Raw genomic sequence first — 24,986 nt, 5'->3', positions numbered from 1 at the left:
AAGCAGCGGCAGCCGGAGCAACTGGCCCGGCGAGCAATGAACGCACATGGACTTGAACTTAGAACGGAACAGAACCAATGAGTGATGAGACCCCGGAAGTCCCCGGCGGCGAACTCGAACCCGTAAGCGGGAACGTCCTCTCCGACCGTGTTGAGCAGATCGACCTGCAGACCGAAATGCAGCGCTCCTACCTGGACTACGCCATGGCGGTCATCGTCGGGCGTGCGCTTCCGGATGTGCGTGACGGCCTGAAGCCGGTGCACCGCCGCGTGCTCTACGCCATGTACGACGGCGGCTACCGCCCCGACCGCGCGTTCAACAAGTGTGCCCGCGTGGTTGGCGAAGTCATGGGCCAGTACCACCCGCACGGCGACTCGGCCATCTACGATGCGCTCGTGCGCCTCATCCAGGACTGGGTGATGCGTGCGCCGCTGGCCCTGGGCCAGGGCAACTTCGGCTCCCCCGGTAATGACGGCGCTGCCGCTCCGCGGTACACCGAAACCAAAATGGCCCCGCTGGCCATGGAAATGGTCCGTGACATCGACGAGGAAACCGTCGACTTCATGGACAACTACGACGGCCGCAACCAGGAACCGACGATCCTGCCGGCCCGCTTCCCCAACCTGCTGGTCAACGGCTCTTCCGGCATCGCCGTCGGTATGGCCACCAACATTCCGCCGCACAACCTGCGCGAGGTCGCTGACGGCGTGCAGTGGTACCTGCAGAACCCGGAAGCCTCCAACGAGGAACTGCTCGAAGAGCTGATCAAGCGGGTCAAGGGCCCGGACTTCCCCACCGGTGCAACCATCCTCGGCCACAAGGGCATCGAGGATGCTTACCGCACCGGCCGCGGCTCCATCACGATGCGCGCCGTGGTCAGCGTCGAGGAACTCCAGGGGCGAACCTGCCTGGTGGTCACGGAACTGCCGTACATGGCCAACCCGGACAACCTGGCCATCAAGATCGCCGAACTGGTCAAGGACGGAAAGATCACCGGCATCGCCGACATGCGCGATGAAACCTCCGGCCGCACCGGCCAGCGCCTCGTGATCGTGCTCAAGCGCGACGCCGTCGCGAAGGTTGTGCTGAACAACCTGTACAAGCACACCCAGCTGCAGGAAAACTTCGGCGCCAACATGCTGGCAATCGTCGACGGCGTGCCACGCACGCTGAGCCTGGATGCGTTCATCCGCCACTGGGTCACCCACCAGCTTGAAGTCATCGTCCGCCGCACCCGCTACCGGCTGCGTAAGGCCGAGGAAGTCGCCCACATCCTGCGCGGCCTGCTCAAGGCACTGGACGCCCTGGACGAAGTGATCGCACTGATCCGCCGCTCCTCCACCGTGGAAGAGGCCCGCAACGGCCTGATCCAGCTGCTGGACATCGACGAACTGCAGTCCCAGGCCATCCTGGATATGCAGCTGCGCCGCCTTGCTGCCCTGGAACGCCAGAAGATCCAGGACCAGCACGCCAAGCTGGAACTTGAGATCGCCGAGTACAACTCGATCCTGGCCTCCGAGGAGCGCCAGCGGCAGATTGTCAGCGAGGAACTCGCTGAGCTCGTGGACAAGCACGGGGATGACCGCCGCACCAAGATCCTGATGGGCTACGACGGCGACATGAGCATGGAAGACCTCATTCCCGAAGAGGAAATGGTCATCACCATCACCCGCGGCGGCTACGTCAAGCGGACCCGGAGCGACAACTACCGGGCCCAGCACCGCGGCGGCAAGGGGATCCGCGGCGCCGCGCTGCGCGGGGACGACGTCGTGGACCACTTCTTTGTCACCACCACCCACCACTGGCTGCTGTTCTTCACGAACCTGGGCCGCGTGTACCGTGCCAAGGCCTACGAACTGGCCGAAGCCGGACGCGATGCCAAGGGACAGCACGTGGCGAACCTGCTGGCCTTCCAGCCAGGCGAGCACATTGCCCAGGTGCTGGACCTGCCCGACTACGAAGCCGCTCCGTACCTGGTGCTCGCCACTAAGCGCGGGCTGGTCAAGAAGACCCAGCTTCAGGACTACGACACGAACCGGTCCGCCGGCGTTATCGCCATCAATCTGCGCGAAGGCGACGAAGTCGTTTCCGCACAGCTGGTCAGCGAGACCGACGACCTGATGCTGGTGTCCCGCAAGGGCCAGTCCCTGCGCTTCACGGCCACCGACGAGGCGTTGCGACCGATGGGCCGGGCAACCTCCGGCGTCACCGGCATGAAGTTCCGCGAGGATGATGAACTCCTCGCTGCGGACGTCATTACCGAGGACTCCTACGTGTTTATCGTCACCGAAGGTGGCTACGCCAAGCGCACCAGCGTCGAGGAATACCGTGTGCAGGGCCGAGGCGGCCTGGGCATCAAGGTCGGTAAGTACAACGAGGACCGCGGACACCTGGTCGGCGCGATGATCGTCCAGGAAGAGGACGAAGTCCTGGTGGTTATGCAGGGCGGCAAGGTTGTCCGCTCCGCTGTCGCCGGCGTTCCTGCGAAGGGACGCGACACCATGGGCGTTATTTTCGCCAAGCCGGACAAGAACGACCGCATCATTGCGGTGGCCCGTAACTCCGAACGGGATCTGCCGGTGGACGCGCCCGACGGCGAGGAAAGCTCCGAAGGCGAGTCTGTGGAGGTACCTGTGGATGAAGTACCGTTGTCTACAGATGAAACGGCTGGGCGCGACGCGCAGTCTGCTGAAGATGGAGGTAGCGAGTGAGCTCGACCAACTCTAACGCCAGGCCTGGCGGCGGCCCGCGGGTGAAGACCCCGGCACGGCCCGCCCAGCGGCCTGGGACGGGTCAGAGCGCGTCAGGTAACCGGCAGCCGCTGGTGAAGCCGGCTCCCAAGGCGAAGGCCCGCAAAGCCCGCCTGCTGGTGAGCAAGATCGACCCGTGGTCGGTGCTGAAGATGTCGTTCCTGCTGTCTGTCGCCCTCGGCGTCGTTACGGTGGTCGCGGCGATCGTACTGTGGACGGTCCTGGACCTGACGGGCATCTTCGACCGGGTAAATGACCTGCTTGGCGAAATCGCCGGTTCTGAGTCTGGCGGATTCGACCTGCGGGAGTTGGCTTCCCTTGGCCAGGTCGTCTCCTTCGCGACCATCATCGCTGTTGTCAACGTCCTGCTCCTGACGGCCCTGTCGATGCTCTCGGCTGTGCTGTACAACATTGCCTCGACCCTGGTCGGCGGCATCGGTGTCACCCTCACTGACGACTAGCCTTGCTTGGTTCCGGCGCAGGAATTGAGCCTGCGCCGGAACCGCGAGGAACCCGATTTGGGTTCCGGCCGGGGTTACGGTAAAGTCATATCTCGGCCCGGTGAGGTATCGGGGCGTATAGCTCAGGCGGTTAGAGCGCTTCGCTGATAACGAAGAGGTCCCAGGTTCAAGTCCTGGTACGCCCACGGAAGATCATTTCGATGATCGACCACAACGGCAAGGAGACACTGTGAAGAAGTTGTTAGCTATTGCAGCAGCGGCAGCAGCAGGCGTCTTTGTCTTCAAGAAATGGCAGGAAACTGCCGCGGAGAAATCCGCCTGGAAGGCATCGACCGATAAGGTCGAGTAGTTCCGCTAAGGAACGGTCTGGTTTGAACACCTTCTCAGGTGGGATATACTGGAGCAGTTCCAATTCGGGGGCATGGCGCAATTGGTAGCGCACCTGCTTTGCAAGCAGGGGGTTCGGGGTTCGAGTCCCCGTGCCTCCACCGAATGAAAGTCCCGGCCACTGCGGCCGGGACTTTCTGCGTTAAAGCACCGGCGCTTCTGCGCCTGCCTGCTGCGGTTTGCCGGTCCGAGGAACTGGTGCGGACAAAGTGGTAACCAGCAGGCCTTAATCTTTTTACATGACCATCTTCCTGGCCATGGTCGGTGTGCTGGGTGTCTCTGCCTCGGGACCCATCATGGCAGCAACAGCCGCTCCGGCACTCGCAATCGCCTTCTGGCGCAATGCCCTGGGAGCCGTCGTTATCGGCGTCCCGGCCGGACTGCGCCGCCGGCACGAGTTCCGCAGCCTCAGCCGCTCAGAACTGCGCTGGACGGGGCTGGCGGCCCTTGCCTTGGCGCTGCACTTTGCCTGTTTCATCACCGCCCTGCAGCTGACCTCGGTTGCTGCGGCCACTGCACTCGTTTGCCTGCAGGCGGGCTGGATCGCCCTGTTTGACCGCCTCCGTGGCCGCCGGGTGGCACCGCAGACCATGGTGGGACTGGTCGTGGCCTTCGCCGGCGTCGTCGTAATAACGGGATTCGATGTGGCGCTCTCCCCGGAAGCCCTGCTGGGCGACGCCCTGGCGCTGGCCGGCGGTGCGCTGGCGGGCCTCTACACGATCGCCGGAGCCAAGGCCCGGCGGACCATGTCCACCGGAACCTACACGACCCTCTGTTATGGATCCTGTGCCGTGATCCTGCTGGTGATGTGCGCGGGGTTTCGGCAGCCGGTCATCGGGTTTGAGCCGGCGGCCTGGCTCGGGATCCTGGCGGTCACGCTGATGGCACAGCTGCTTGGCCACACGGTGTTTAACCACCTGCTCGCGGTCATCAGCCCCCTGGTGGTGTCGATGATCATCCTGCTCGAGATCCCGGGTGCAGCCGTTCTCGCGGCCATCTTCCTGGGAGAGGAACTGCCCGGCGGCATTTATGCCGGCCTGGCGATAATCCTGGCCGGCCTCGCCGTCGTCGTTATAGGGCAGGCACGGGGACGCTCGGCCGTCAGCGGAGACCCCGGCGATGGGCCGGTGCCTCCGCTCCCTCCGGCCCTCGGGGGCGACATCGAAAAATAAAAACCGCTTTAACCACGGAAGGACCCCGGCAAATCCGGGGTCCTTCCGTGGTTAAAGCGGTGGAGCTGGTTACTTCTCGGGCTTGTCAGCCTTGGTCTCAGCGTTTGCCGGGCCCGGCTTCGGAGCCGTAGCTGAGGCTTCCTTGCTGTGCTTGGCGGCCTCGGCAACTTTCTCCCCGGCCTTGGTGGCGGAAGAGGCAGCGGCATCCTTTACGCCCTGGGCGGCTTCCTTGGCCTTCTCAGCGGCGGTGTCGACGCTGTCCTTGGCCTTCTCCATGGGGGTAGCAGCAGGCTTGGGGGCAGCGGGCTTGCTGCTCTCGGCAGGTGCCGTAGGAGCGGGGGAGGGAACGACGGCGGGCTTCGGCTGTGCCGGTGCGGGCGTCTTCCACGGATCTTCAACCGGGCGGGACGCGCGCCAGGCAGCCACTGCGGCTACAACTGCCGAAGCGACGATGCCGAAGACGAGCCAGCCCTTGCCGCCGCGCTTCTGCTGCTTCTTCAGCTCTTTGGCTGCCTTTGCGGCGGCCTTCTGTGCCTGCTTCAGCGCCTTCTTATTGCCGGTGACCTTGGCCACGGCAGTCTGGACGGGGACAGAGGCATTACCGAGACCGCGGGAGACGGAGTCAGCGGCATCCCCGAGTCGATTGGAGATGGTGGGGATGTAGCTGTCCACGACCCTGTCCTTGGCGTGGTTCAGGGCCGGGGTTGCCTTATCCAGGGTGGTCTGGATCTTCGGAGTGGCGTCGTCGACAACCTGGCTGATCCTAGGGCCGACTTTCTGAAGGCCGTCCTGGATCCGCGGCGTCATCACGGCAACACCCTGCGCGATCTCGTCGGCAGCACGCTTGAGTCCGTCCTGAATCTTGGGCGAAGCAGTTTCGATCCCCTTTTCAATGCGGGGAACTGCCCAACCGACGGCGGCCTCTACCCTGGGGGTTGCCCAGTCCCGTGCCGTTTCCACGCCTGCGGTGACATTCGCTTCGAAGTCACGGGCAATGCGGTCCTTCTTATTCAAAACTACCTCCCGGGATAGTGACGGTTCAGCCTTAGCCTACGTGCAATGGCTGTTCTGTGCTATCAGCAGGCCCCAGCGGCCGGAGCTTTTCACTGTGCGCTGAACAGGCCAATTTCCGCGCGCCCAAAGGGACGCCGTGGAAGAATGAGCTACATGACTGCTATTCCTACTGCAAAAGCGACCCTCCATACCTCCAAGGGCGATATCCGGATCAACCTGTTCGGCAACCATGCGCCGAAGACGGTCCAGAACTTCGTCGGCCTGGCAACGGGCGAAATCGAGTGGACCGATCCGGCCACGGGTGAGAAGACAAACCGTCCGCTCTACGACGGCACGATCTTCCACCGCATCATCAAGGACTTCATGATCCAGGGCGGCGACCCGCTGGGCCGTGGCACCGGCGGTCCCGGCTACCAGTTCGACGACGAGATCAGCCCTGACCTGGACTTCACCGCTCCGTACAAGCTGGCCATGGCCAACGCCGGCATCCAGATGGGCCGCGGCACGAACGGCTCGCAGTTCTTCATTACCTCCGTCCCCACCACCTGGCTGCAGGGCAAGCACACCATCTTCGGTGAAGTTGCCGACGATGAGTCCAAGGCCGTCGTGGACGAACTGAATGCGGTTGCCACAGATATGCGGGACAAGCCCGCTGAAGACGTGGTCATCAACAGCGTCACTGTCGAGCAGCTCTAGTCTGTTTGGCAGCGCACCCCGGCCGGGTCTCCGGCCGGGGTGTCCCCATAAAAAGCCCCTGGAGCCGAACACACCATGTCCTACGGAATTCCGGCCGGACCGCCGGCCCAAGAAGTACCCGTCTGTCCGCGGCATCCTGACCGTGTCAGCTACATCCGCTGCCAGCGCTGCGGCCGGCCCGCGTGCCCCGAGTGCCAGCACAGCGCCCCGGTGGGAATCCAGTGCGTTGACTGTTTCCAGGAAAGCCGCCGGAACGTTCCCGGATACCGCACCCCGTACGGCGGTGCTGTCCGTGCCGGAAAGCCGGTGGTCACCACAACGCTGATGATCCTGTGCGGTGTGGTCTATGCCCTTCAGTGGCTGGTGCCCGGCGTGACCGAGCTGTTCCTTTTTGCCCCGATTTTTGCATCCACCGAACCATGGCGCATGCTGACGGCCGCATTCGTGCACTCCCCCGGGTTCATCTTCCACATTGCGTTCAACCTCTATGCGCTCTGGCTGCTTGGGCGGTCCCTGGAACCCCTGCTGGGGCGGGTACGGTTCATCCTGCTTTACCTGATCTCGGCCCTGGGCGGTTCCATCGGGGTACTGCTCCTCGCCCCCGCCTTCCAGGCAGTTGTGGGAGCCTCCGGTGCGATCTTCGGCCTCTTCGGCGCACTGTTCGTTATCCAGCGCCAGCGGGGCGGCGAGATCAAGAGCCTTTTGATTCTGATTGGCATCAACCTGGTGCTTGGATTCGTCTATCCGAGCATTTCCTGGCAAGCACACCTCGGCGGCCTGCTGACCGGTGCCGCCTGTGCCGCGGTGCTGGCATACGCGCCGAAGGGCCCGCGCCGGTCGCTGGTACAGTTCGGCGGTCTGGCTGGGATTGCGCTGTTGCTCGTGGCCGTAGCCTTCCTTTGGACACCCAGCTTCTAGATTCCACGTCCCCTGCAGGCCTCCGGAAACCCGGGGGCCTGCAGTGTTTTAAGGCACTGGGGAACACTTGTCCACCGCTCGCCGGTGAGTTATCCACAGAGATACCCACACTGTTAGTAACTTACAGACGTGTAACTCAGGTGCCAGGAAGGGTGGTCAGGCATCAGATTTTGGAGTTTAGGCAGTGGGAATCCGGTTATCCACAGGCCTGACGTCAAGTTGTGCACACCCGGTGGGTAACTTCGGCTCAAAGTTATCCAGTGTCTCCCCAGAGTTACACACATGTAATTCCACAGCTGTGGATAACTCAGATCCCAGTGAAGACGCGGAATCGCCCTTGCTTGGCCACAGAGTTACCCACAGTTGTGGATAACTCTGTGCACACGGTGGGTAAAACAATCGATTTTGTCAGCCTGAGTTTTCCCCAGCTTTTCCACGTGTCGCTGTGGAAAAGCTGGTTGGCGTGGAGGACAGCTGGGGTCTGGCAGACCCAATCATTCTGAACAGGTTATGCACGGCTGTGGATAACGGGCTGTGGAGAAGTGGCACCGCTGTGGGTAACCCTGTTTAAAACAGGAATTCCCGGTGTGCGGACTCCGCGCACCGGGAATTCCTGTCTTTTTGCCGGTTAGCGCCAGCGTGTGGTCATCAAGAAACCCGCGATGGCGAGCCCGAAGCCAACGAGGATGTTCCCTGAACCCAGTGCAGGGATGGGGTAAACCGCCTGCGAGATGTAGAAAACGATGATCCAGATCAGCCCAACGAGCATGAGACCGAACATCACCGGCTTGTACCAGACCGGATTCGGCTTCGGTGTGGCTTTACCCTTGACCGGAGCGGGAGCAGCAGCGGCCGACGGCTTCTTACGGGACTTGGACTCGGGCACGGATCCTCCTAGGGGAACCGGCTCACTTCACGCCGGTGTGGTTATGGTCTGTGGGAAGGCCCGCACGCCTCGCCCGGCGGACCGGCTGGCGATATCCTGACTTGGTATCGGCGGCGAGCTGGGTGGCTTTGCAGGTTCCCTCTCTTCCAATCGTAGCGAATGACCAGCAGCAAAGTGCCCGGTGCCACCCGGGACAGTAGAGAGAGAACCGGGGGAAGCTTGCGTAGTTCGACGAATGACATCGCACCGCACGGGGCAGAGGTGCCCGAAACCCGCCGGGTGAAGCGGAACCGGGGCGGCGCCGCGCCGCGCCGCCGCGGCTCCATGGTGGTACAGGTATTTGGTGAACTGCTTATCACCGCCGGTCTTGTACTCGTTCTGTTCGTCGTCTGGGAGCTCTGGTGGACCAACATCGAGTCCGACCGCAGGCAGGAGCAGGCCATGGAGGAACTCTTTTCCGGGTTTGATACGCCGGCGGTACCGTCTCCCGGCCCTGCTCCCGAAAGCTACGGAGACCCGGCTGTGCTGCCGCCTCCCGATGCTGACGGGGACACCTTCGCGGCAATCTATATTCCGCGCTTCGGCCCCGAACACGCACGGCCGGTCACTCAGGGGGTGGGCACGGAGGTGCTGGACACCCTGGGACTCGGCCACTATCCGGAAACCGCCATGCCTGGTGAGGTCGGCAACTTCGCGCTGGCGGGCCACCGGCAGACCCACGGACAGGTCCTCGACGCCGTCGACACCCTGGTGCCCGGCGACCGCATCTACGTGCGGACTGCAGAGGGGTACTACACCTATATCTACCGCAACAGCCAGATTGTCCTGCCGGACAAGGTGGACGTACTGGCCCCGGTCCCGACCCAGGCCGGCGCGGCACCGGCGGAACGGATCCTGACCCTGACTACCTGCAATCCGCGCTTCGGATCCCAGGAGCGGTTCATCGCCTACGCAGTGATGGAATCATGGCAGCCGGCCTCTGCCGGTCCCCCGGCAGAGATCGCAGCAATTGCAGCTGGCAGCGCAGAAGGACAGGGATAAAATGTACGCTTGGATCTTCCGGCATCTGCCCGGCCCGCTGTGGGTACGCATCATCACCTCGCTAGCGCTGGCCGCGGGCGTGGTGCTGGCACTGATGGTTTTTGTATTTCCCTGGTTCTCGGAACTGAGTTTCCTGGGCCCACTTACGGATTCAACGATTGGCGGTTCCTGAGGTAATGAGCACCCGTATCCTCGTGGTCGATAACTACGACAGCTTTGTCTACACCCTGGTCGGCTACCTGCAGGAGCTGGGGGCACAGACAACCGTAGTGCGCAACGACGACGTGAGCTTGGACGAAGCCAAAGAGCTGGCAGCAGCCCGCGACGGCGTCCTGGTCTCCCCCGGGCCCGGGGCTCCGGGTGATGCAGGGGTGTGCATCGACCTCATCCGCTGGTGTGGAGAAAATGCGAAGCCGATGCTTGGCATCTGCCTGGGCCATCAGGCGCTGGCCGAGGCTTTCGGCGGCACCGTCACGCACGCTCCGGAACTTATGCACGGCAAGACTTCGGAGGTGGAGCACCACGGAACGGATGTCTTTACCGGGCTTCCCAGCCCGCTGACGGCAACCCGCTACCACTCCCTTGCCGCCGTCGCGGACCGGATTCCGGCGGAGCTGGAAGTCACTGCGCGGACCGCCAGCGGAATCATCATGGGCCTAAAGCACCGTGCTGCTCCCCTGTCCGGAGTGCAGTTCCACCCCGAATCAGTCCTTACCGAGGGCGGCTACGAGATGCTGGGCAACTGGCTGGAGGGGCTGGGGCTGGAGGGGGCCGCGGCCCACGCCGCGACCCTGAGCCCGCTCATCAGCTCGGGTTCCTAACCCTGGCCTGAATCGCCCCGCCGCCCACCGGAGTGCGACGGCGATGAGGACGAACTGGGTGAGGCCGATGGCGAAGGTTTCGCAGGTTCTTTGGCAACGGTCAGGGTGACCGTGCTGCCCTGCGGAACATCGGATCCGGGCGCAGCGCTCTGGTCCGTCACGGTACCGGGTTCCACGACCGTGTTTTCGACCTCGTCCACCACCACCTGCAGCCCGTAGGCAGGATCCGCAAGGTAACCCTTCGCCTCTTCGACATCCAGGTCGATGAGGTTGGGAACCGTGACCTTTCCAGTCGAGAGGACCAGGTCCACGGTGCTGCCGACCTGGACCGACGTTCCTATTCCAGGCTTGGTTTCAATGACCCGGCCCTCCGGAACAGTCGGACTGTTTTCGGCGACGGAATTTCCGCCCTGCAGTCCCAGCAGGCGCAGGACATCGCGGGCCTGGGCCTCACTCATGCCTGGCAGGGTCTCGGGGACCTGGACGGCCGAGGGACCCTGGGAAACATAAAGGGTGATATCTCCGTCCAGCACGGCGAGAGTCCCTGCTTCGGGTGCAGTGCCTATCGCCAGTCCGCTTTCCACGGTGTCGCTGTATTGCTGTTCGATGACAGGCGCCCTGAACCCGAGGCTGGTAATGGTATTGATGGCGTCCGTCTGGGTCATGTTTTCCACATTCGGAATGCTCTCGGTCACCGGAGGTGGAGGGGGCTGGTTCGCCAGATTGTAGGCAAAGATGCCGCCCGCAGCCAGGATCAGCGCCAAGGCAACGAACAGCGTCACCATCCATCCCCGGCCCCGTTTCTTCTGCCGGGGATTCTGTTCCTGGTCATTACCCACCCGAAGCCGGGACGGATCCTCGTCCTCCTGAAGGTCCTCGGCCGACATGCTCGTCAGCGGGCCACCTTCCAGGACCCGGGCCATGGCGCGGGTGCGGGGTTCTTCCTCCGGCAAGGGCTGGGCAGGAGCCTTGGGCATCTGGATGGCTTCGGTGGCGTCGGTCCGGTCCGGCTCCATCCGCCCATGGCGTGCGGCCTGCAGGGCTTCGCGGAACGCATGAGCGTTCTGGTAGCGGTCGTCACGGTTTTTGGCGAGGCCGCGTTCCAGGACGGAGTCCAGTTCCGGGGAGACCTCACGATTAAAGCTGCTGGCCTTTGGAGGGATTTCGCGCACATGCTGGTAGGCCACCGAGACAGGGCTGTCCCCCACAAAGGGAGGACGCCCGGCGAGCATCTCGAAGAACAGGCAGGCAGCCGAATAGAGATCACTCCGGGCATCGACGGTTTCACCGCGTGCCTGTTCTGGAGACAGATACTGGGCGGTGCCGATCACTGCCTGGGTCTGCGTCATCGTCGCGGCTGAGTCAGCGATGGCCCGGGCAATGCCGAAGTCCATGACCTTGACCTGGCCCTCAGCCGTCACCATAACGTTTGCCGGCTTAATATCGCGGTGCACGATCCCGGAACGGTGGCTGTACTCGAGGGCTGCCAGTACGCCGAGGGTGTAGTCAACAGCCGCTTCGATGCTGACCTCTCCGGCCTTGATCAGGTCCCGGAGTGTGCGGCCGGAGACGTATTCCATCACGATGAACGGCAGCCGGACTTCATCCTGGGAATCGCTTTCCGATTCCTGGTCTCCGGTGTCGTACACCGAAACGATTGAGGGGTGGTTCAGCCCGGCGACCGCCTGTGCTTCCCGCCGGAACCTCGACTGGAACAGCGGATCGCGTGCCAGATCGGGACGCAGCACCTTAATCGCCACTGAGCGGCCCAGCCGGGAGTCCCGGCCGAGGTACACGTCAGCCATGCCGCCACGGCCAATAAGCTCACCTACCTCGTACCGCCCGTTGAGGACGCGGTCAGTGTTCAGCGTAGGGTGTCCTTTCAGGAAATCCGCACTCATAGTGCCTACTGGTCTCCAGGCGCGGTAGTGCTGCCGCCTTCGGGCTGTCCCGCCGGGGGCCCGGTGGAGACGACGACCGTCACGGTGGTTCCGGACGGAACCGTTGCACCCTGGCCGGGATTCACGCTGATAACGCTGCCGCTTGGCACATCGTTTGAAGGCTGCCTGACGACGTCGGGCACCAGGCCTGCGTTGACGATCTGCGAGGTGGCGCTGCTTTCCGGCTGGTTCAGGAGCCCACCAGGCACACTGACCATCTTGGGGCCAGAGGAATAGGTGATGGACACGGCATCGCCGCGGGAGAGCGTACCGACGGGATTCACATCGAGCACGGTGCCTTCCGGCTGGTCCGACGGCACCGGGTTACGGCTCACGGCCAGGCCGAGGGCACTAAGCTCCTCGGAAACCTGGTTCACTTCGCGGCCCTGGTACTGCGACGCGTTGATCGTGATTTCCGCAGCCGAAGAGCTGGGGGTCGCGGACGGCGTCGTGGGGGAGGCGGAGCTGGAGGTCGGCGAGGCACTGCTTCGTGTGGGACTGGCCGACGTCGAGGAGGATGAGGCGGACGTCGACGGCGATTTGGTGGCCTGGTCGTTGCCGGCTGGATCGGAATTCAGGTTGACCACGATCAGGGCAATAATGCCGATCAGTACGAGGGACAGGAAAACAATCAGCGGAATCAGCCACTTCTTGCGCCGCGGTTCCTCGTCATCGCTGCCATAGCCGTCGTCGCTGCCATACCCGTCACCGTCGACGTCGTCGTCGGTCCATTCGCGGGATGCTGCCAGAGCGCCGGTCTCCTGGCCATTGGACGCGGAAGCCGCAACGGGCAGGGCCGAGGTGGAGGGAGAGGTGTCCACGACGCGGGTGGCCGAGGTGTCCCCGGGCATCGGTACCGGAGCTGTCATTGCGCCGGTGGCGGCAGCGCCGCCGGCTCCGAAGAGGAGCATGCCCGGCACCGCCTGCTCGGCAGCGCTGATGTCGCCGCGGCGGATGGCCGCGACGGCGCGGGCCAAGGCCTCGGCGTCGGAGGGGCGGTCCGCCGGATCCTTTGCCAGCATGGACATGATCAGGGCGCGTACAGGCGCGGGAATCGTTTCCGGCAGCGGCGGCGGAGTGTCATTGACCTGTGCCAGGGCAATGGCGATCTGTGATTCCCCCGAGAACGGGCGCGTGCCGGCGAGCAACTCGTAGCCGATGACTCCGAGAGCATAGATATCGCTGGAGCCGGTGGCCTGCTGGCCGGTGGCCTGCTCGGGCGCCAGATACTGTGCGGTGCCCATGACCTGGCCGGTGGCGGTGAGGGGCACCTGATCGGCGAGGCGCGCGATACCGAAGTCGGTGATTTTCACCCGCCCGTCGGGCATGATCAGCAGGTTTCCCGGCTTCACGTCGCGGTGCACAAGGCCCTGCTTGTGGGCGACGGCAAGGGCGGTGGCGGTTTGACCGATGATCGAGAGGGCACGGTCCGGCGACAGGACCTTTTCACGGTCAATGATGGTGGACAGCGGCTGGCCCGGGACGAGCTCCATCACCAGATAGGCCGAACCCTCCTCCTCGCCGTAGTCGAACACGTTGGCGATGCCCTCGTGGTTCAGCAGAGCCGTGTGCCGGGCCTCGGCACGGAAGCGGTTCAGGAAGCCCGGGTCCCCGGTGTACTCCTCCTTGAGGATCTTGATGGCAACGATCCGGCCCAGGACCAGGTCCCGTGCCTTCCAGACTTCGCCCATACCGCCGATGGCTATACGATCGGTCAGCTGGAATCTGCCGCCTAAGGTGATACCCGAAGTAGGCCTCACTTATTCAACACCGCCTCTAGGAGTTTTTGCGCGCTTGGAGTGGTCAATTGGGATCCGGTGGTCAGGTCAACGTCTTCCATGACGATCGAGATGGCCACCTGGGGGTCTTCTGCCGGGGCGAAGCCGGTGAACCAGGCGTTGTCGCCGCGTCCCTCGACTTCAGCGGTACCGGTTTTCCCCGCCACCTTGAACCCGGGAACTTGGGCGGCTGAAGCAGATCCGTTGTCCACCACGCTCACCATCCAGTCGGTCAGCTGGGCGGCTGTCCCCGGGCTGACGGAGGTGTTGAGGACAGAGGGTTCGGGTTCATTGATGACGGACAGGTCCGGGGCCCTGACGGCTTTAATCAGGTTCGGGGTCATCTGCACGCCATTATTGGCGATCGCCGCGGAAATCATGGCTACCTGCAGCGGGGTTGCCGTGACGCTGCCCTGGCCAATCGAGGAAAGGGCCAGTTCAGCCTGTCCCTCGGTTTCGGGGAACTGGCTGGCCACAACCGGCGTGGGGATATTGAGTCCCGCGCCGAAACCGAACTTCTCTGCCTGGTCAGCCAATGCGTCCTGGCCGACTTCCCAGGCGATCTGGGCGAACACGGTGTTGCAGGACTGCTCCAGAGCGAACTGGATCGTCGCTTCGGAGCGGGTCCCACACAGGCCGTTGGTGAAGTTAGGCAGGGAAATGTTCGTCCCCGGGAGAGGGAGTGCGGGCGGGTTCGGAATCACCGATTCCGCAGTGAACTTTCCCGTTTCGAGAGCGGCAGCGGCGTCGACGAGCTTAAACGTGGAGCCCGGGGCCAGGAGGGACTCTGTGGCGGGATTCCTATACGGGGAGAGTCCCGGGACAGTGAGCAGCTGCTCCATGTTGGCGTCAACTACTTCGGTGTCGTGGACGGCCAGCAGGTTTGTGTCATAAGAGGGTTTGGAGACCATGGCCAGGATGTCGCCGGTCTTCGGGTCCATCATCACGATTGAGCCCTTCTGCCCGTCGGGAATCAGGTCGTAGGCCATTTGCTGGAGCTCGGGGTCGATGGTGAGTTCCACGGAGGCACCCTGCGCCTGGGCGCCGGTGAACAGCTGGACCAGGCGGTCATAGAACTGCTGGTCGCTGTTGCCGGTCAGCTCATCATTCATGGCGGCTTCGAGTTGGTTGGCGCCGAGCGCAAGGGAGAAGTAGCCGGTCAGAGCCGAGTACAGCTCCGGCTGGTTGTAGACCCGCTGATAGTTGAACTGGTCATTGGAGGGGACGGATTCTGCAATCGGGACGCCGTCAACGAGTATGGAACCCCGGTTCTGACCGAAGTCCTGGTACAGACCGCGGTTGTTGATCGGGTTTGCGTTGAGCTCGGGAGCAGCGAAGAACTGCACATAGGTGAGCGACCCAAGAATGGCCAGGAACATGGCAAGGGCCACGATCCAGCTGTTGCGGATAGCCTGGTTCATGCGCGCCTTACCTCCGTTTCAGTTTTGCCGCTCCGCTTCAGGGGGCGGGCGGTATCTGCCGGCGATGCCAGTGCGGGCTCCATATCGGTGGACAGCCCGGTAGCCGCAGGCCGGCGGGCTGAATTGGAAATCAGCAGGAGCAGGGCAATGATGATCCAGTTGGCCAGCAGCGAGGAGCCGCCGGCTGACATAAAGGGTGTTGTGAGTCCGGTCAGTGGGATCAGGCGCGTGACTCCGCCGATGACCACGAAGCACTGCAAAGCGATCGTGAAGGACAGCCCGCAGGCCAGCAGCTTGCCGAAACCGTCCCGCGTGCCGAGAGCCGCCCGGAAGCCGCGGGATACGAGGAGTACAAACAGCAGGACGATCGCAACGATGCCGACCAGCCCGAGCTCCTCTCCGAGTGCGGCGATGATCATGTCGGAGTTGGCATAGGTGACCAGGTCGGGGCGGCCCTGCCCAAGCCCGGTTCCTGCCATCCCACCGCTGGCGAGGCCAAAGAGGCCTTGAACCACTTGATAGCTGCCGCCGGGAACGCGGTCGATAACTTCCGGTTCAAAGGCGTTGAGCCAGCCGTCGATGCGCAGGGCCACATGGCTGAACAGTTGGACGGCCACGAGGCCGCCCGCGGCGATCAAGGCCAGGCCGATGAGGACCCAGCTGACCCGGCTGGTGGCGACGTAAATCATGACCATAAAGAGGCCGAAGAACAGGATCGAGGATCCAAGATCGCGCTGGAAGACGAGGACCCCGATGCTCACCGCCCAGGCGGCCATCATTGGCCCCATGTCCTTAAACCGCGGGAACTGCAGCGGGCCGACCTTTCGGCCGGCAAGCAGGATTAGGTCGCGGTTGGTGGATAGATACCCCGCAAAGAATATAGCGAGCGTGATTTTGGCGATTTCACCGGGTTGGAAGGTGCCGAAGCCCACGTTGATCCAGATCCGCGCACCATTGATTTCCTGACCGATCGGGGCGGGGGCCAAAGGCAGCAGCAGCAGGATAGCGCTCACGATGAGGGAGATATAGGTGTAGCGGCGCAGGATCCTGTGGTCCTTGATCAGGAACATCACACCGATCGCAGCGGCCACGGCGACAGTGCTCCAGAGGAGCTGGCGATCCGCGGCATTGTCGCTTTCCGCGATGTCCAGCCGATGAATCATGGCCAGGCCGATGCCGTTCAATGCGGTCACGATCGGAAGTATTACCGGATCTGCATATTTTGCCCGGAAGCGCAGCACGATGTGGAAGGCGAGCACGAGGGCCACCAACGTTCCGCCCTGGACCCAGAAATCCGAGTCGAAAGCGCGGTCTTCGTCGATGCCGACAAGCATGTTCGCGCCGATGCCGACCGCGAGGGCGAGCAGCAGCAGGACGGCCTCAACGTTCCGGCGGGACTTGGCGGGCGCGGCGAGTTCTGACATTACTGTTCCCCTCCGCAAGTATGGGTTGTCCCTGGAGCGGCTTCCGGGTCAGCAGTGGCCCCCAAGGCGTCGGCGAGGACGGTCGGCGACGGCGACGGTTCTGTTTCAGACGGAGTGGGGCACAGGACTGCCTTCGCCGTGCCGCGCAGCTGGTCCACGATTTGCTCGGCGTGCACGAGGTCACGGGCCGGGACGGTGTCGTTCACCCGGCTGCGCCAGTATTCGGGGAGGCTGTCGACGGGAATGTTGGTCGTTTCGGCCACCTGGGAGAGTTTGATCGGTCCCAGGGTCTGCGAGACGCCGTTGTAGATAGCAACGCGGTTGTCGGAAGAACCCACGTAGTACCGCGTCTGGGTCCAGGCGTACCCGACCCAGAGCACTGAGGCCAGCAGGGCAGCCAGCACCGCGATCACAACGATGGGGATCCAGCGCCTGCGCTTACGTTTGGGCGGTTCGGCAGGTTCCACGCTTGAATCGGCGGTGCCGGCGTCGTTGGCCTTGTGCATCAACATGCGTGCGGCACGGCGTTCCGCGGTACGTTCGGTGACGATCGGAATCTGGCCGGTTTCGGTCGCCAGGGAAGCGGCTCCGACCAGGATGTGGGGGCGGGAAGCGAGATCCTGGCGGATCAGCTCGGCGCGGACAGGGCTGTCGGCGTCGCGATCCTCGGTGGAGGCCGCCTCAGCGGCTCCCTCACCGTCTGCGGCGGGAACGGACTTACTGCCGTCTTTTCCAGGTGCAGGAACGGCAGCGTTCTGGGCCGCGATTCCGCCCGTTACCGGAGCCGTTTCCCGGGGCAGCTGATTCACGCCGGGCATCTCGTCGCCGGACTCTTCGGCGACTTCGATGATGGCCACGGTGACGTTGTCCGGCGAGCCGCCGGCAAGCGTCAGGTCCACCAGAGTCTGGACGGCGTCCTCGATGTCGGCAGAATGACGGAGCACTGACTCAATATCACTGTCCCGGAGTACAGCGTTCAGGCCATCAGAGCACAGCAGCCACTTCTCTCCGGCAGAAACCTCGAAAGTAGCGAGATCAAGCTCCGGGCTGGCATCGACGTCGCCCAGTACCCGCATCAGGACATTTTTGTGGGGATGGATTTCGGCGTCTTCGGGCTTCAGCCGCCCCTCATCGATGAGCCTCTGGACAAATGTGTGGTCCACGCTGATCTGTTCAAAGACACTGTCCTTGAGCCGGTACGCGCGGGAATCTCCGATGTGCGCCAGGGCAATACGCTCATCCTGCAGGAGCATGGCCGTGACCGTGGTACCCATTCCGGAGAGCTCCGGGGAGGTAGTGACCAGCTCCGAGAGCAAGGAATTGGCGGCCTGGATTTCATCAGCGAGCACGGTCACGGCTTCGTCGTCCAAGTCCCGGCGGTCCAGATGTACCAGGTCCAGGACAGTCGATGCCGAGGCAACGTTGCCTCCCGCATGGCCACCCATGCCGTCGGCGACAACAGCGAGGTAGCGCCCTACGTAGGCCGAATCGTCGTTCTTGAGCCGCACCATGCCCACATCGGAGCGAGCAGCGTATCGAAGGACCAGAGCCACCGCTAAGGCCTCAATTCGATGACCGTTTTACCGATACGGATCGGCACGCCCGGGTCCACAGGCTGGGCGCGGGTCAGCTGGGAACCGCCGAGGAAGGTTCCATTAGTGGAACCGAGGTCTTCGATGAACCAACGGCTGCCCTGGGGGAAAAGGCGGGCATGCCGGCCGGAGGCATAGTCGTCCTCCAGCACAATCGTGGCCTCTTGGGCCCGCCCCAGCAGGATCGGGCTGGACGCGAGGTCCAAAGTAGTTCCACGCAGCGGGCCTTCGGTAACGACCATCTGGCGCGCCTGCACGCGTGCGGGCGCCGGTGCTTCACGCTCCAGGGCCGGGTTCTTGCGTACTTGGCGTGCGGTGGGTGTTCCGGTGCGGTTACGCGCACCAAGGACGAGGTCGCGCCGGATTGCTCCGACGACGCCAAGAACCATCACCCAGAGCAGGATGAGGAACCCGTACCGGAGCAGGGTCAGTGTCAGCGAGCCGTCCACTAGCGCCCTCCGGAACGGAGCGGAAGGAGGCGGAAGACGATGCGGGTCCGTCCCATGGTGATTGTGGAGCCGTCAGTGAGGATGGTTTCTCCCTGTACTTTCTGGCCATTGACGTAGCTGCCGTTGGTGGAGCCCAGGTCAACGGCGCGAACCGTGCCGTTTTCGGTTCGGATTTCGAGATGGCGCCGGGAGACGCCGGTGTCGTCAACGAGGATATCGGCCTCTGAGGAGCGGCCGAGCACTACCGAGGTGGCATTGAGGGAATAGCGCTGGCCATCGATGTCCAGGACAGGCTGCATGCGTGTGGGGCTCTGCCGCGGTGCAGGAGGCTGGGGGTGGCGGGGGCTGGCCACACGCGACTTCTCGGTCGTTGAGTCGATCTCCAGGGAACCGGGCTTAAGCGAGGAATCACGGGTGAAAGAGACCCGGACCGGGCCCTGCAGAGTGTAGCTCTGGCTGCGGGCGTGCTTAATGACGACGTCGCAGAGCTCTTCGGCGAGCGGCGCGCCCCATTCCTGGGCGCGGGCAAAGTCGTCATCGGAAAGACGTGCGGTGAAGACGTTGGGCGCGAGCGTACGGCCCTGACCCAGGGTCATGGACTTCTCATCCAATTCCCGGCGGAGGGCGATTGCCAGTTCGAGCGGTTCAACGCGTCCTGATGTACCGGTGGAAAACGCCCCGCGGACCATCCGTTCAATGCCGCGTTCGACGTTGTCGAGTAGGCCCATCTCCGCCTCCTTCCCTGTGTCTGGAACCTTGTGTCTAATCCTGCTGTGGCCCTGTTCCTACCTTGGTCCTGCCTTGTCCTGCCTTGTTCGTACCTTGGTCCTGCCCTGTGTTGGCCGCACCTTCCGGCAGTCGGACCGGTGGCCTGCCACAAGAATGTACCTGCAGCGCAGACCCTGCCGGAGTGGTGCAGCATGAAGGGCATGCAGGCAGGGCGTGCGTCTATCCATTCCGATACTACTGGGGTCGGCTGAAAAATGTCTTAACACCCTAGCGGTGTCCCGGACGGGTGAATCCCGTCCTCCGCAGCTCCCGGGGCCCGTTCCGAGGCGTTGCGCGGGCCACGAAAGCCGGTTTCTGGCTGAGTTTTCCGGTGCCATCCGGCCCTCTGCCGGGCTGGCCTGGAGCCGGAGTGAGCCCTGTTTAGGTGTTTGGCGGAATTGCCGGTATGCTTGATTCTGCTGTTCCCGAGGAATCGGAATGCAGGATCTCGCTCTTAGCAGTGATATTCACCGCATTTCCAGCTGAGGGAAGACACTTTGCGCGAGTGGCGGAACGGCAGACGCGCTGGCTTCAGGTGCCAGTGTCCGAAAGGGCGTGGGGGTTCAAATCCCCCCTCGCGCACGTTATGAAAATCACCCCGGTCAATTGGCCGGGGTGATTTTTTTGTGTGCCTTGCCACCCCTTGTGTGCTGGCCTGGGAGTGTGCTGGCCCGGGAGCGTGCTGGCCTGGGAGGGCCGTGACGGCGGCAACGAAATTCCTCGCTCGCAGAGCTCGGAGGAATATTAAAGCCGCCTTACCCGGACCTCCCACCCCCCCCGCTGGCCGGCAACCGCGCCAGGAGTTTGGCACGAGGGGTGGGAGGCCGCCTCAGCCGGGGGGGCGAGACGCAGGCCGGAGGGACCTGGGTTAGGCGCTGGGCTTCTTGGCTGCTTCTTCCTTGACGCGCTTCGCCTCCGCGCGGACCGCAGCGAAGCTTGCCCGCTCGGCCACGAGCCACTGGGGAGGGGACGCCAGCAGCTCGGTGATCTGCTCAGTAGTCAGCGGATCCGTGATGCCGCCCCGGGCAAGGCCTCCGATGGAAATGTTCAGCTTTTGGGCAACCACCGGCCGGGGGTGCGGCCCGTTGCGGCGCAGCTCGGCCAACCACTCCGGCGGGGTGGCCTGTAGTTCATCGAGTTGGGCGCGGGTAACAGGGTTGTCCTGGAACTCCTTCGGCGCGGCGGGAAGGTAGATGCCCAACTTCTTGGCGGCCGTCTCAGGCTTCATGGATTGGGAAGATTTTTGGGGGGTCATAACTCAAGGGTATCCGGCGCCCCTGCGGGCGGTGGTGAGCTAGTGTGAACAGGTGTCCCAAGAGTCCCCACCGCGCGCCGGATCGGCTATCCCCCCACTCAGAATCGCCTATGCTCCCGGGGTGACGCCGGGCAAATGGATTTCCCGCTGGTCCGAGCGGCGCCAGCGAGGGCTGGAAGCCGAACAGGTAGGGGAAGCAGACATCCTGGTCCGCTTGGAGAACGGTTCCGCGGACCTGGTTTTCATCCGTATTCCGGAAGAGGGATTTGAACGCCCGGAGGACCTGCACGCGATTCCGCTCTACCGCGAACAGCCTGTGGTGGCCGCGCCCAAGGACCACCCGGTCGCGGCGTTCGAGGACGTTGTCCTGGCCGACCTCGCCGGCGAGAACCTCATGGATGCAGCGGAGCTGGGGGGCGTAGCCATGGGACTGGAAGTTGTCGCTTCCGGAGCCGGACTGCTGATCCTTCCCATGCCTGTGGCACGTTTACATTCGCGGCGCGACGTCATCAGCCGGCCCGTGCACGACGTCGAGGGGACCTGCATAGCCGTGGCTTGGCGCCAGGACGCTGAGGACACGGATATTGAGGAGTTCATCGGTATAGTCCGCGGACGCACTGCCAACAGCTCCCGCCAGCCCTCAGTACAGGCCGGGCCTTCGAAGGACCGGAAAGCCAAGAGTGGGAACCCGGGGCAAGCCCAGCCGGGGAAGACGCAGGCTGGGCAGTCGCAGGCAGGCAGGGGAAAGGCCGCCAGGGGCAAGGCACCGCACAACAAGCCGAACAAGGGCGCCGGAGGTAAGCCTGCCCGCCGTCGGCCGGGCAAAGGACGCGGCTAAGGCCACCTGGAACGAGCTAGGCCACCCATCCGCGCAATACGGCAAACCCGGCCTCGATAACGCCGTAGATGGCATAAACAGAGACCGGCACCATGATGGCCCATTCCCGCCAGGACCCTGCGCGTCCGATGATCGGCACGGACAGGGAGCCGCTGGCCTTCCACAACTTGGAAAGCAGCGGCATCGAGGCGACTTTCCGGGGCCGCTTAATCCGCAGCGGCCATAGGACCATAACGCCCTGATGGGTCAGCAGGTCACCGATGATGTGGACCCCCACGCCGAGGCCGACGGCGACGGGAAGCCAGCCGTTGTTCTCCGGTGCGTAAAAGGCGATGAACGCCGAGAGCAGGATGGCGAGCAGCCAGCTGCGTGCGGCGCCGCCGGCGATCTTGAGCGCCTTCAGGGCAAAACCCATCAGCAGGATCGAGAGCAGGCCCGCGCCAATCTCCACGGTGCCCATCCCGCGGATCTCCGTGGTCAGTTCACCCAATGCACCGGCCAGGGCGACAAAAACCGCCAGCCCCAGCAGGGAATGGGTTCCGCGCCGGTGCCCACCGCTGACCCGTTCGGTGATGCGGGCGAGGATGCGGGTCAGGGGAGGCAGCGAGTTGGCGATAGTGCCGCTGTGGTGGTCCAGATCCGGTAGCAGCGCGGCGCCGGCGGTCAAAAGTGCCCCACTAACGACGCCGAGGGGGCTGACCGGGTACCAGCCCAGAGCATATGGGGCAGTTGAGGCTACGGCTACCCATGCCGCTGCGCCGCTCGCGGCGTGATGGCCACCCATCATGGTGTGTTGCTTTCCTTCCGGGCAAGACCTTGCGCCGGAACTCCGGCAGATATCCATGCTGTCACCTGCCACTGACATTCGAAGCCGCAGTGTTGAAGCAGCATGGCTTGGTCGCTGTTGATCCGGGTCTGGGAGCAGGGCAGCGCTACGGGGACGGCAGCAGAAGCCGGTCTAGGATCTCCGCCGAAATCTGTGCTGGTGTCCTGAGTATGTCGACGGTGATTCCCGATTCGTCGTCTTCCAGCGGCTCAAGGGTGGAGAGCTGGGAGGGGAGCAGGGAAGCCGGCATAAAGTGTCCGCGGCGGGATTGCATCCGCTCCGCAAGCACCTCGGGCTCGCCGTGCAGGTGGACGAAGTGGACTTGCCCCTCTGCCTGCGCCAGCACCTGACGGTAGCTTCGTTTCAGCGCCGAGCACGTGATGATGGTGCACCGGCCGTTCTGAGCCTGGGTGCTCATCCATTCCGTGATGGATGTGAGCCAGGGCCACCGGTCCTCATCAGCCAGGGGAACGCCGGAGCTCATTTTCTCGATGTTGGCCGCGGAGTGAAACTCGTCGGCCTCGGCGGCAATCCAGCCTAGGTGCTCGGAGAGCAGGGTAGCGGTTGTGGTCTTGCCCGAGCCTGCCACCCCCATGATGACAAGGTGCTGGGACGGAAGGTTCATGGTACTGCTCCTCAGGACGCCGTTGTCGCCGAAGATGGGATCCCCACGCTTCGATCCATGGTGAAATCAAAGGTAGCACCATAGACTGGGAGCGTATGCCCGCCGAAGGGATACGCGTGAACGGCCGGGTGCCGGCCCTTGACCTGACCACAAAGGATGCGCCTTGCAGGACAGTGGAGTTGTTGGGCAGGACAGTCCTGCTGCCGAGGTGATGAACAACCGGATCATCGAGGTGGTCGGCCGCGACATAGTGACCGGAGGCATGCCTCCCGGAAGGCGGCTCACGCTTGAAGGGCTGCAGGAGCAGTTCGGCGTCTCACGTACCGTGGTGCGTGACTGCATGCAGATCCTCGAGGCCATGAACCTGGTCTATTCGAAGCGGCGCATTGGAATTGTGGTCCTTGAACCGGCTCGCTGGAATGTCTATGACCCGCGCATCATCCGTTGGCGGTTGGCCGGGCCGGGACGAAGAAGCCAGTTCCGTTCCCTGACAGAATTGCGCATCGCCGTCGAGCCGTTGGCAGCGGCTGGGGCGGCACGCTCCGCGAGTGAAAAGCAGCGCAGGGATCTGCAGGAGTTAGCAGCCACGATGCGCAGCCGGGCCGGCGATCCCGATGCCTTCCTCGAGGCGGACATCGCCTTCCATACCTTGCTGCTTGAGGCCAGCGGCAATGAAATGTTTGCTTCACTCCGCGAGGCCGTCGCTGAGGTGCTTTCCGGACGGAGCACGCAAAACCTGATGCCGCAGGGGCCGCGGCCAGAGGCGCTGGACCTGCATGAACTTATTGCCGAGGCCATCGCACGGGAGGATCCCGCCGCGGCGAGGGCCCGGATGGCTGCCTTGCTGGTCGAGGTGGAAGAAGCCCTCCGGCTCCAGGACTGACACCCCAGACGGAACCGGCCGGGGGCCGCCGCATGGAAGCGTGGGCCCCGGCCGGGAAGCCGTGTGGATTTGGAGCGGCTAAAGCGTCGCCTCTTTATTCGCACCCTTCGGAGTGACAACGCTCGCGGTCGGCTTGATGTTCTCGGCGTCGACCATCCAGGCGTACTGCTCCAGCTTGCCGATGAATCCGTGCAGGATGTCTGCGGTGGTTGGATCCTCTTCATCTACCTGGTCGTGTACGTCGCGCATGGTCTTCACGGTGCCGTCCAGCAGCGCGACGACCAGGGTGACGGTGTCCTTGGTGTCCACGAGCCCGGAGGGGAACGGCGGCAGGGACGTACCTTCCGAAACGGCCTGGCTTCGTCCGTCCGGGACCGCCTGCAGGGCGCGCATGCGCTCTGCGAGTTCATCCGCGAAAAGCCGGGCGTCATCGATGATCTCATCCAGTTGCAGGTGGAGGTCGCGGAAGTTCTTGCCGACGACGTTCCAGTGAGCCTGCTTGCCCTGCAGGTGAAGTTCGATGAGATTCACGAGGACGGATTGCAGGTTCGTGGTCAGCTGCTTTGATGCCTTCATGTTTCCTCCTATGTTGACGAAAAATGCTGACTTCTAGGCGGGCCAAGGAGCGGATTCCGCTATCCCCGGCAAGCCGATGTAAGTAACCTTACCTTCAGTTTGTGATCTGTTGTCCAATTCGTTACGGTGGGAACCAAGGTGGAATAAGTCAACTTACTATCTGACCGTCCTACCTCAACCGGTTCAAGAAATTCATTGAGTCAGGGGATCTGAGACAGGGTCCTGCGTGCGGAATTGTGGATGCTGCCCCAACAGCGGCCACCTGCGCTCCGGACCTGATGGCTGCCCCAACAGCCGGCTCCAACTTGATGATGAGAAGACCAAACGGTTCCAGGCCAGCATTCGTGCGGCCTGCCCGAACCGGACGACAAGCCCGGTGTCCCTCCCCTATGCAGGGAAGGACACCGGGCCTTTTGTTTATTTGAGCTTGTCAGTGCCCCGGCACCTGCGGATCCCTCCGCAGGT

At 63.5% G+C, this 24,986-nt stretch carries 24 protein-coding genes and 3 tRNA genes; 14 read left to right on the top strand and 13 right to left on the bottom strand.

Features of this window, described 5'->3' with window-relative positions; all coding sequences use genetic code 11:
• The first annotated feature begins 77 nt into the window (after window positions 1-77).
• The 6 genes from gyrA (at window position 78) to RTN46_RS02865 (ending at window position 4,770) form a co-directional block, all read left to right on the top strand.
• Window positions 78-2,711: a DNA gyrase subunit A gene (gene gyrA / locus RTN46_RS02890; protein ID WP_312178921.1), complete on the top strand. Its 2,634-nt coding sequence runs from the start codon at window positions 78-80 to the stop codon at window positions 2,709-2,711.
• Window positions 2,708-3,211, top strand: coding sequence for a DUF3566 domain-containing protein (locus RTN46_RS02885; protein WP_312178920.1), 504 nt, complete (start codon window positions 2,708-2,710; stop codon window positions 3,209-3,211). The genes gyrA and RTN46_RS02885 overlap by 4 nt, the downstream gene beginning before the upstream one ends.
• Window positions 3,212-3,322: 111 nt before the next feature.
• Window positions 3,323-3,396, top strand: a tRNA-Ile gene (locus RTN46_RS02880).
• Window positions 3,397-3,440: 44 nt separating this feature from the next.
• Window positions 3,441-3,560: a DLW-39 family protein gene (locus RTN46_RS02875; RefSeq protein WP_312178919.1), complete on the top strand. Its 120-nt coding sequence runs from the start codon at window positions 3,441-3,443 to the stop codon at window positions 3,558-3,560.
• A 66-nt stretch (window positions 3,561-3,626) separates the two neighbouring features.
• A tRNA-Ala gene (locus tag RTN46_RS02870) sits at window positions 3,627-3,699 on the top strand.
• A 138-nt stretch (window positions 3,700-3,837) separates the two neighbouring features.
• On the top strand, window positions 3,838-4,770 hold the full coding sequence (locus RTN46_RS02865) for a DMT family transporter (protein ID WP_312178918.1): 933 nt from the start codon (window positions 3,838-3,840) through the stop codon (window positions 4,768-4,770).
• Between the two features lie 69 nt (window positions 4,771-4,839).
• Here RTN46_RS02865 and RTN46_RS02860 read toward each other — a convergent pair whose 3' ends face one another.
• Complete coding sequence (locus RTN46_RS02860; protein ID WP_312178917.1) at window positions 4,840-5,784, bottom strand: hypothetical protein; 945 nt, start codon at window positions 5,782-5,784, stop codon at window positions 4,840-4,842.
• A gap of 153 nt (window positions 5,785-5,937) precedes the next feature.
• On the opposite strand from RTN46_RS02860, the gene RTN46_RS02855 reads away from it, so the two are divergent.
• Both RTN46_RS02855 and RTN46_RS02850 read left to right on the top strand, forming a co-directional pair.
• Window positions 5,938-6,480 (top strand): peptidylprolyl isomerase, encoded by a 543-nt coding sequence (locus tag RTN46_RS02855; RefSeq protein ID WP_312178916.1) that lies wholly within the window; start codon window positions 5,938-5,940, stop codon window positions 6,478-6,480.
• 75 nt (window positions 6,481-6,555) lie between these two features.
• Window positions 6,556-7,398, top strand: a complete 843-nt coding sequence (locus RTN46_RS02850; protein ID WP_312178915.1) for a rhomboid family intramembrane serine protease — start codon at window positions 6,556-6,558, stop codon at window positions 7,396-7,398.
• 628 nt (window positions 7,399-8,026) lie between these two features.
• Here RTN46_RS02850 and RTN46_RS02845 read toward each other — a convergent pair.
• Entirely contained in the window at window positions 8,027-8,284 is a 258-nt protein-coding gene (locus tag RTN46_RS02845; RefSeq protein ID WP_312178914.1) for a cell division protein CrgA, read from the bottom strand.
• A gap of 219 nt (window positions 8,285-8,503) precedes the next feature.
• Between RTN46_RS02845 and RTN46_RS02840 the strand changes: the two genes are divergently transcribed.
• From RTN46_RS02840 to RTN46_RS02830, 3 genes are read left to right on the top strand one after another with little or no spacing between them, the layout of a single operon-like run.
• Window positions 8,504-9,325: a class E sortase gene (locus RTN46_RS02840; RefSeq protein ID WP_396157231.1), complete on the top strand. Its 822-nt coding sequence runs from the start codon at window positions 8,504-8,506 to the stop codon at window positions 9,323-9,325.
• A 1-nt stretch (window position 9,326) separates the two neighbouring features.
• Window positions 9,327-9,497 (top strand): hypothetical protein, encoded by a 171-nt coding sequence (locus tag RTN46_RS02835; RefSeq protein WP_312178913.1) that lies wholly within the window; start codon window positions 9,327-9,329, stop codon window positions 9,495-9,497.
• A 4-nt stretch (window positions 9,498-9,501) separates the two neighbouring features.
• Complete coding sequence (locus RTN46_RS02830; RefSeq protein ID WP_312178912.1) at window positions 9,502-10,146, top strand: aminodeoxychorismate/anthranilate synthase component II; 645 nt, start codon at window positions 9,502-9,504, stop codon at window positions 10,144-10,146.
• Here RTN46_RS02830 and pknB read toward each other — a convergent pair.
• The 7 genes from pknB to RTN46_RS02795 are packed head-to-tail and all read right to left on the bottom strand — an operon-like array spanning window position 10,143 to window position 19,478.
• The gene (gene pknB, locus RTN46_RS02825) at window positions 10,143-12,047 is read right to left on the bottom strand and encodes a Stk1 family PASTA domain-containing Ser/Thr kinase (RefSeq protein ID WP_312178911.1); all 1,905 of its coding nucleotides are present in this window, start codon (window positions 12,045-12,047) and stop codon (window positions 10,143-10,145) included. The genes RTN46_RS02830 and pknB overlap by 4 nt on opposite strands.
• A gap of 5 nt (window positions 12,048-12,052) precedes the next feature.
• Window positions 12,053-13,846, bottom strand: a complete 1,794-nt coding sequence (locus tag RTN46_RS02820) for a protein kinase domain-containing protein (protein ID WP_312178910.1) — start codon at window positions 13,844-13,846, stop codon at window positions 12,053-12,055.
• A complete protein-coding gene (locus RTN46_RS02815) occupies window positions 13,843-15,285 on the bottom strand; it encodes a penicillin-binding protein 2 (RefSeq protein WP_312178909.1) in 1,443 nt (480 codons plus the stop codon). Before RTN46_RS02815 ends, RTN46_RS02820 begins: the two co-directional genes overlap by 4 nt.
• Entirely contained in the window at window positions 15,282-16,709 is a 1,428-nt protein-coding gene (locus RTN46_RS02810; RefSeq protein WP_312178908.1) for an FtsW/RodA/SpoVE family cell cycle protein, read from the bottom strand. The genes RTN46_RS02815 and RTN46_RS02810 overlap by 4 nt, the downstream gene beginning before the upstream one ends.
• Complete coding sequence (locus tag RTN46_RS02805; RefSeq protein WP_312178907.1) at window positions 16,709-18,220, bottom strand: protein phosphatase 2C domain-containing protein; 1,512 nt, start codon at window positions 18,218-18,220, stop codon at window positions 16,709-16,711. The genes RTN46_RS02810 and RTN46_RS02805 overlap by 1 nt, the downstream gene beginning before the upstream one ends.
• Before the next feature lie 44 nt (window positions 18,221-18,264).
• The gene (locus RTN46_RS02800) at window positions 18,265-18,690 is read right to left on the bottom strand and encodes an FHA domain-containing protein (RefSeq protein WP_312178935.1); all 426 of its coding nucleotides are present in this window, start codon (window positions 18,688-18,690) and stop codon (window positions 18,265-18,267) included.
• Window positions 18,691-18,749: 59 nt separating this feature from the next.
• On the bottom strand, window positions 18,750-19,478 hold the full coding sequence (locus tag RTN46_RS02795; RefSeq protein WP_312178906.1) for a DUF3662 and FHA domain-containing protein: 729 nt from the start codon (window positions 19,476-19,478) through the stop codon (window positions 18,750-18,752).
• A gap of 539 nt (window positions 19,479-20,017) precedes the next feature.
• On the opposite strand from RTN46_RS02795, the gene RTN46_RS02790 reads away from it, so the two are divergent.
• Window positions 20,018-20,100 (top strand) — tRNA-Leu (locus RTN46_RS02790).
• 286 nt (window positions 20,101-20,386) lie between these two features.
• On the opposite strand, the gene RTN46_RS02785 is transcribed toward RTN46_RS02790, so the two are convergent.
• Window positions 20,387-20,746: a DUF5997 family protein gene (locus RTN46_RS02785; RefSeq protein WP_312178934.1), complete on the bottom strand. Its 360-nt coding sequence runs from the start codon at window positions 20,744-20,746 to the stop codon at window positions 20,387-20,389.
• A 148-nt stretch (window positions 20,747-20,894) separates the two neighbouring features.
• On the opposite strand from RTN46_RS02785, the gene RTN46_RS02780 reads away from it, so the two are divergent.
• The gene (locus tag RTN46_RS02780) at window positions 20,895-21,611 is read left to right on the top strand and encodes a LysR family transcriptional regulator substrate-binding protein (protein WP_312178905.1); all 717 of its coding nucleotides are present in this window, start codon (window positions 20,895-20,897) and stop codon (window positions 21,609-21,611) included.
• Between the two features lie 16 nt (window positions 21,612-21,627).
• On the opposite strand, the gene RTN46_RS02775 is transcribed toward RTN46_RS02780, so the two are convergent.
• Together RTN46_RS02775 and RTN46_RS02770 are read right to left on the bottom strand one after the other, a co-directional pair.
• Window positions 21,628-22,398 carry a metal-dependent hydrolase gene (locus RTN46_RS02775; protein ID WP_312178904.1) on the bottom strand — a complete coding sequence of 257 codons (771 nt, stop codon included), beginning with the start codon at window positions 22,396-22,398 and terminating at the stop codon, window positions 21,628-21,630.
• Window positions 22,399-22,543: 145 nt separating this feature from the next.
• Window positions 22,544-23,062 carry a gluconokinase gene (locus RTN46_RS02770; protein WP_312178903.1) on the bottom strand — a complete coding sequence of 173 codons (519 nt, stop codon included), beginning with the start codon at window positions 23,060-23,062 and terminating at the stop codon, window positions 22,544-22,546.
• 163 nt (window positions 23,063-23,225) lie between these two features.
• On the opposite strand from RTN46_RS02770, the gene RTN46_RS02765 reads away from it, so the two are divergent.
• Window positions 23,226-23,945: an FCD domain-containing protein gene (locus tag RTN46_RS02765; protein ID WP_312178902.1), complete on the top strand. Its 720-nt coding sequence runs from the start codon at window positions 23,226-23,228 to the stop codon at window positions 23,943-23,945.
• A gap of 78 nt (window positions 23,946-24,023) precedes the next feature.
• Here the strand turns inward: RTN46_RS02765 and RTN46_RS02760 are convergent, their stop codons facing one another.
• Entirely contained in the window at window positions 24,024-24,521 is a 498-nt protein-coding gene (locus RTN46_RS02760; RefSeq protein ID WP_312178901.1) for a DNA starvation/stationary phase protection protein, read from the bottom strand.
• Window positions 24,522-24,986: the final 465 nt, after the last annotated feature.

This window comes from Arthrobacter sp. (assembly GCF_031988865.1).
Taxonomy (GTDB): Bacteria; Actinomycetota; Actinomycetes; order Actinomycetales; family Micrococcaceae; genus Arthrobacter_B.
This window is presented reverse-complemented; position numbering and strand designations above follow the sequence as displayed.

Coding starts and splice junctions, on each gene's coding strand:
- gyrA (WP_312178921.1), top strand. CDS start 78: ATGAGTGATGAGACCCCGGAAGTCCCCGGCGGCGAACTCGAACCCGTA.
- RTN46_RS02865 (WP_312178918.1), top strand. CDS start 3,838: ATGACCATCTTCCTGGCCATGGTCGGTGTGCTGGGTGTCTCTGCCTCG.
- RTN46_RS02855 (WP_312178916.1), top strand. CDS start 5,938: ATGACTGCTATTCCTACTGCAAAAGCGACCCTCCATACCTCCAAGGGC.
- RTN46_RS02850 (WP_312178915.1), top strand. CDS start 6,556: ATGTCCTACGGAATTCCGGCCGGACCGCCGGCCCAAGAAGTACCCGTC.
- RTN46_RS02835 (WP_312178913.1), top strand. CDS start 9,327: ATGTACGCTTGGATCTTCCGGCATCTGCCCGGCCCGCTGTGGGTACGC.
- RTN46_RS02830 (WP_312178912.1), top strand. CDS start 9,502: ATGAGCACCCGTATCCTCGTGGTCGATAACTACGACAGCTTTGTCTAC.
- pknB (WP_312178911.1), bottom strand. CDS start 12,047: ATGAGTGCGGATTTCCTGAAAGGACACCCTACGCTGAACACTGACCGC.
- RTN46_RS02815 (WP_312178909.1), bottom strand. CDS start 15,285: ATGAACCAGGCTATCCGCAACAGCTGGATCGTGGCCCTTGCCATGTTC.
- RTN46_RS02810 (WP_312178908.1), bottom strand. CDS start 16,709: ATGTCAGAACTCGCCGCGCCCGCCAAGTCCCGCCGGAACGTTGAGGCC.
- RTN46_RS02805 (WP_312178907.1), bottom strand. CDS start 18,220: ATGGTGCGGCTCAAGAACGACGATTCGGCCTACGTAGGGCGCTACCTC.
- RTN46_RS02800 (WP_312178935.1), bottom strand. CDS start 18,690: ATGGTTCTTGGCGTCGTCGGAGCAATCCGGCGCGACCTCGTCCTTGGT.
- RTN46_RS02795 (WP_312178906.1), bottom strand. CDS start 19,478: ATGGGCCTACTCGACAACGTCGAACGCGGCATTGAACGGATGGTCCGC.
- RTN46_RS02785 (WP_312178934.1), bottom strand. CDS start 20,746: ATGAAGCCTGAGACGGCCGCCAAGAAGTTGGGCATCTACCTTCCCGCC.
- RTN46_RS02775 (WP_312178904.1), bottom strand. CDS start 22,398: ATGATGGGTGGCCATCACGCCGCGAGCGGCGCAGCGGCATGGGTAGCC.
- RTN46_RS02770 (WP_312178903.1), bottom strand. CDS start 23,062: ATGAACCTTCCGTCCCAGCACCTTGTCATCATGGGGGTGGCAGGCTCG.
- RTN46_RS02760 (WP_312178901.1), bottom strand. CDS start 24,521: ATGAAGGCATCAAAGCAGCTGACCACGAACCTGCAATCCGTCCTCGTG.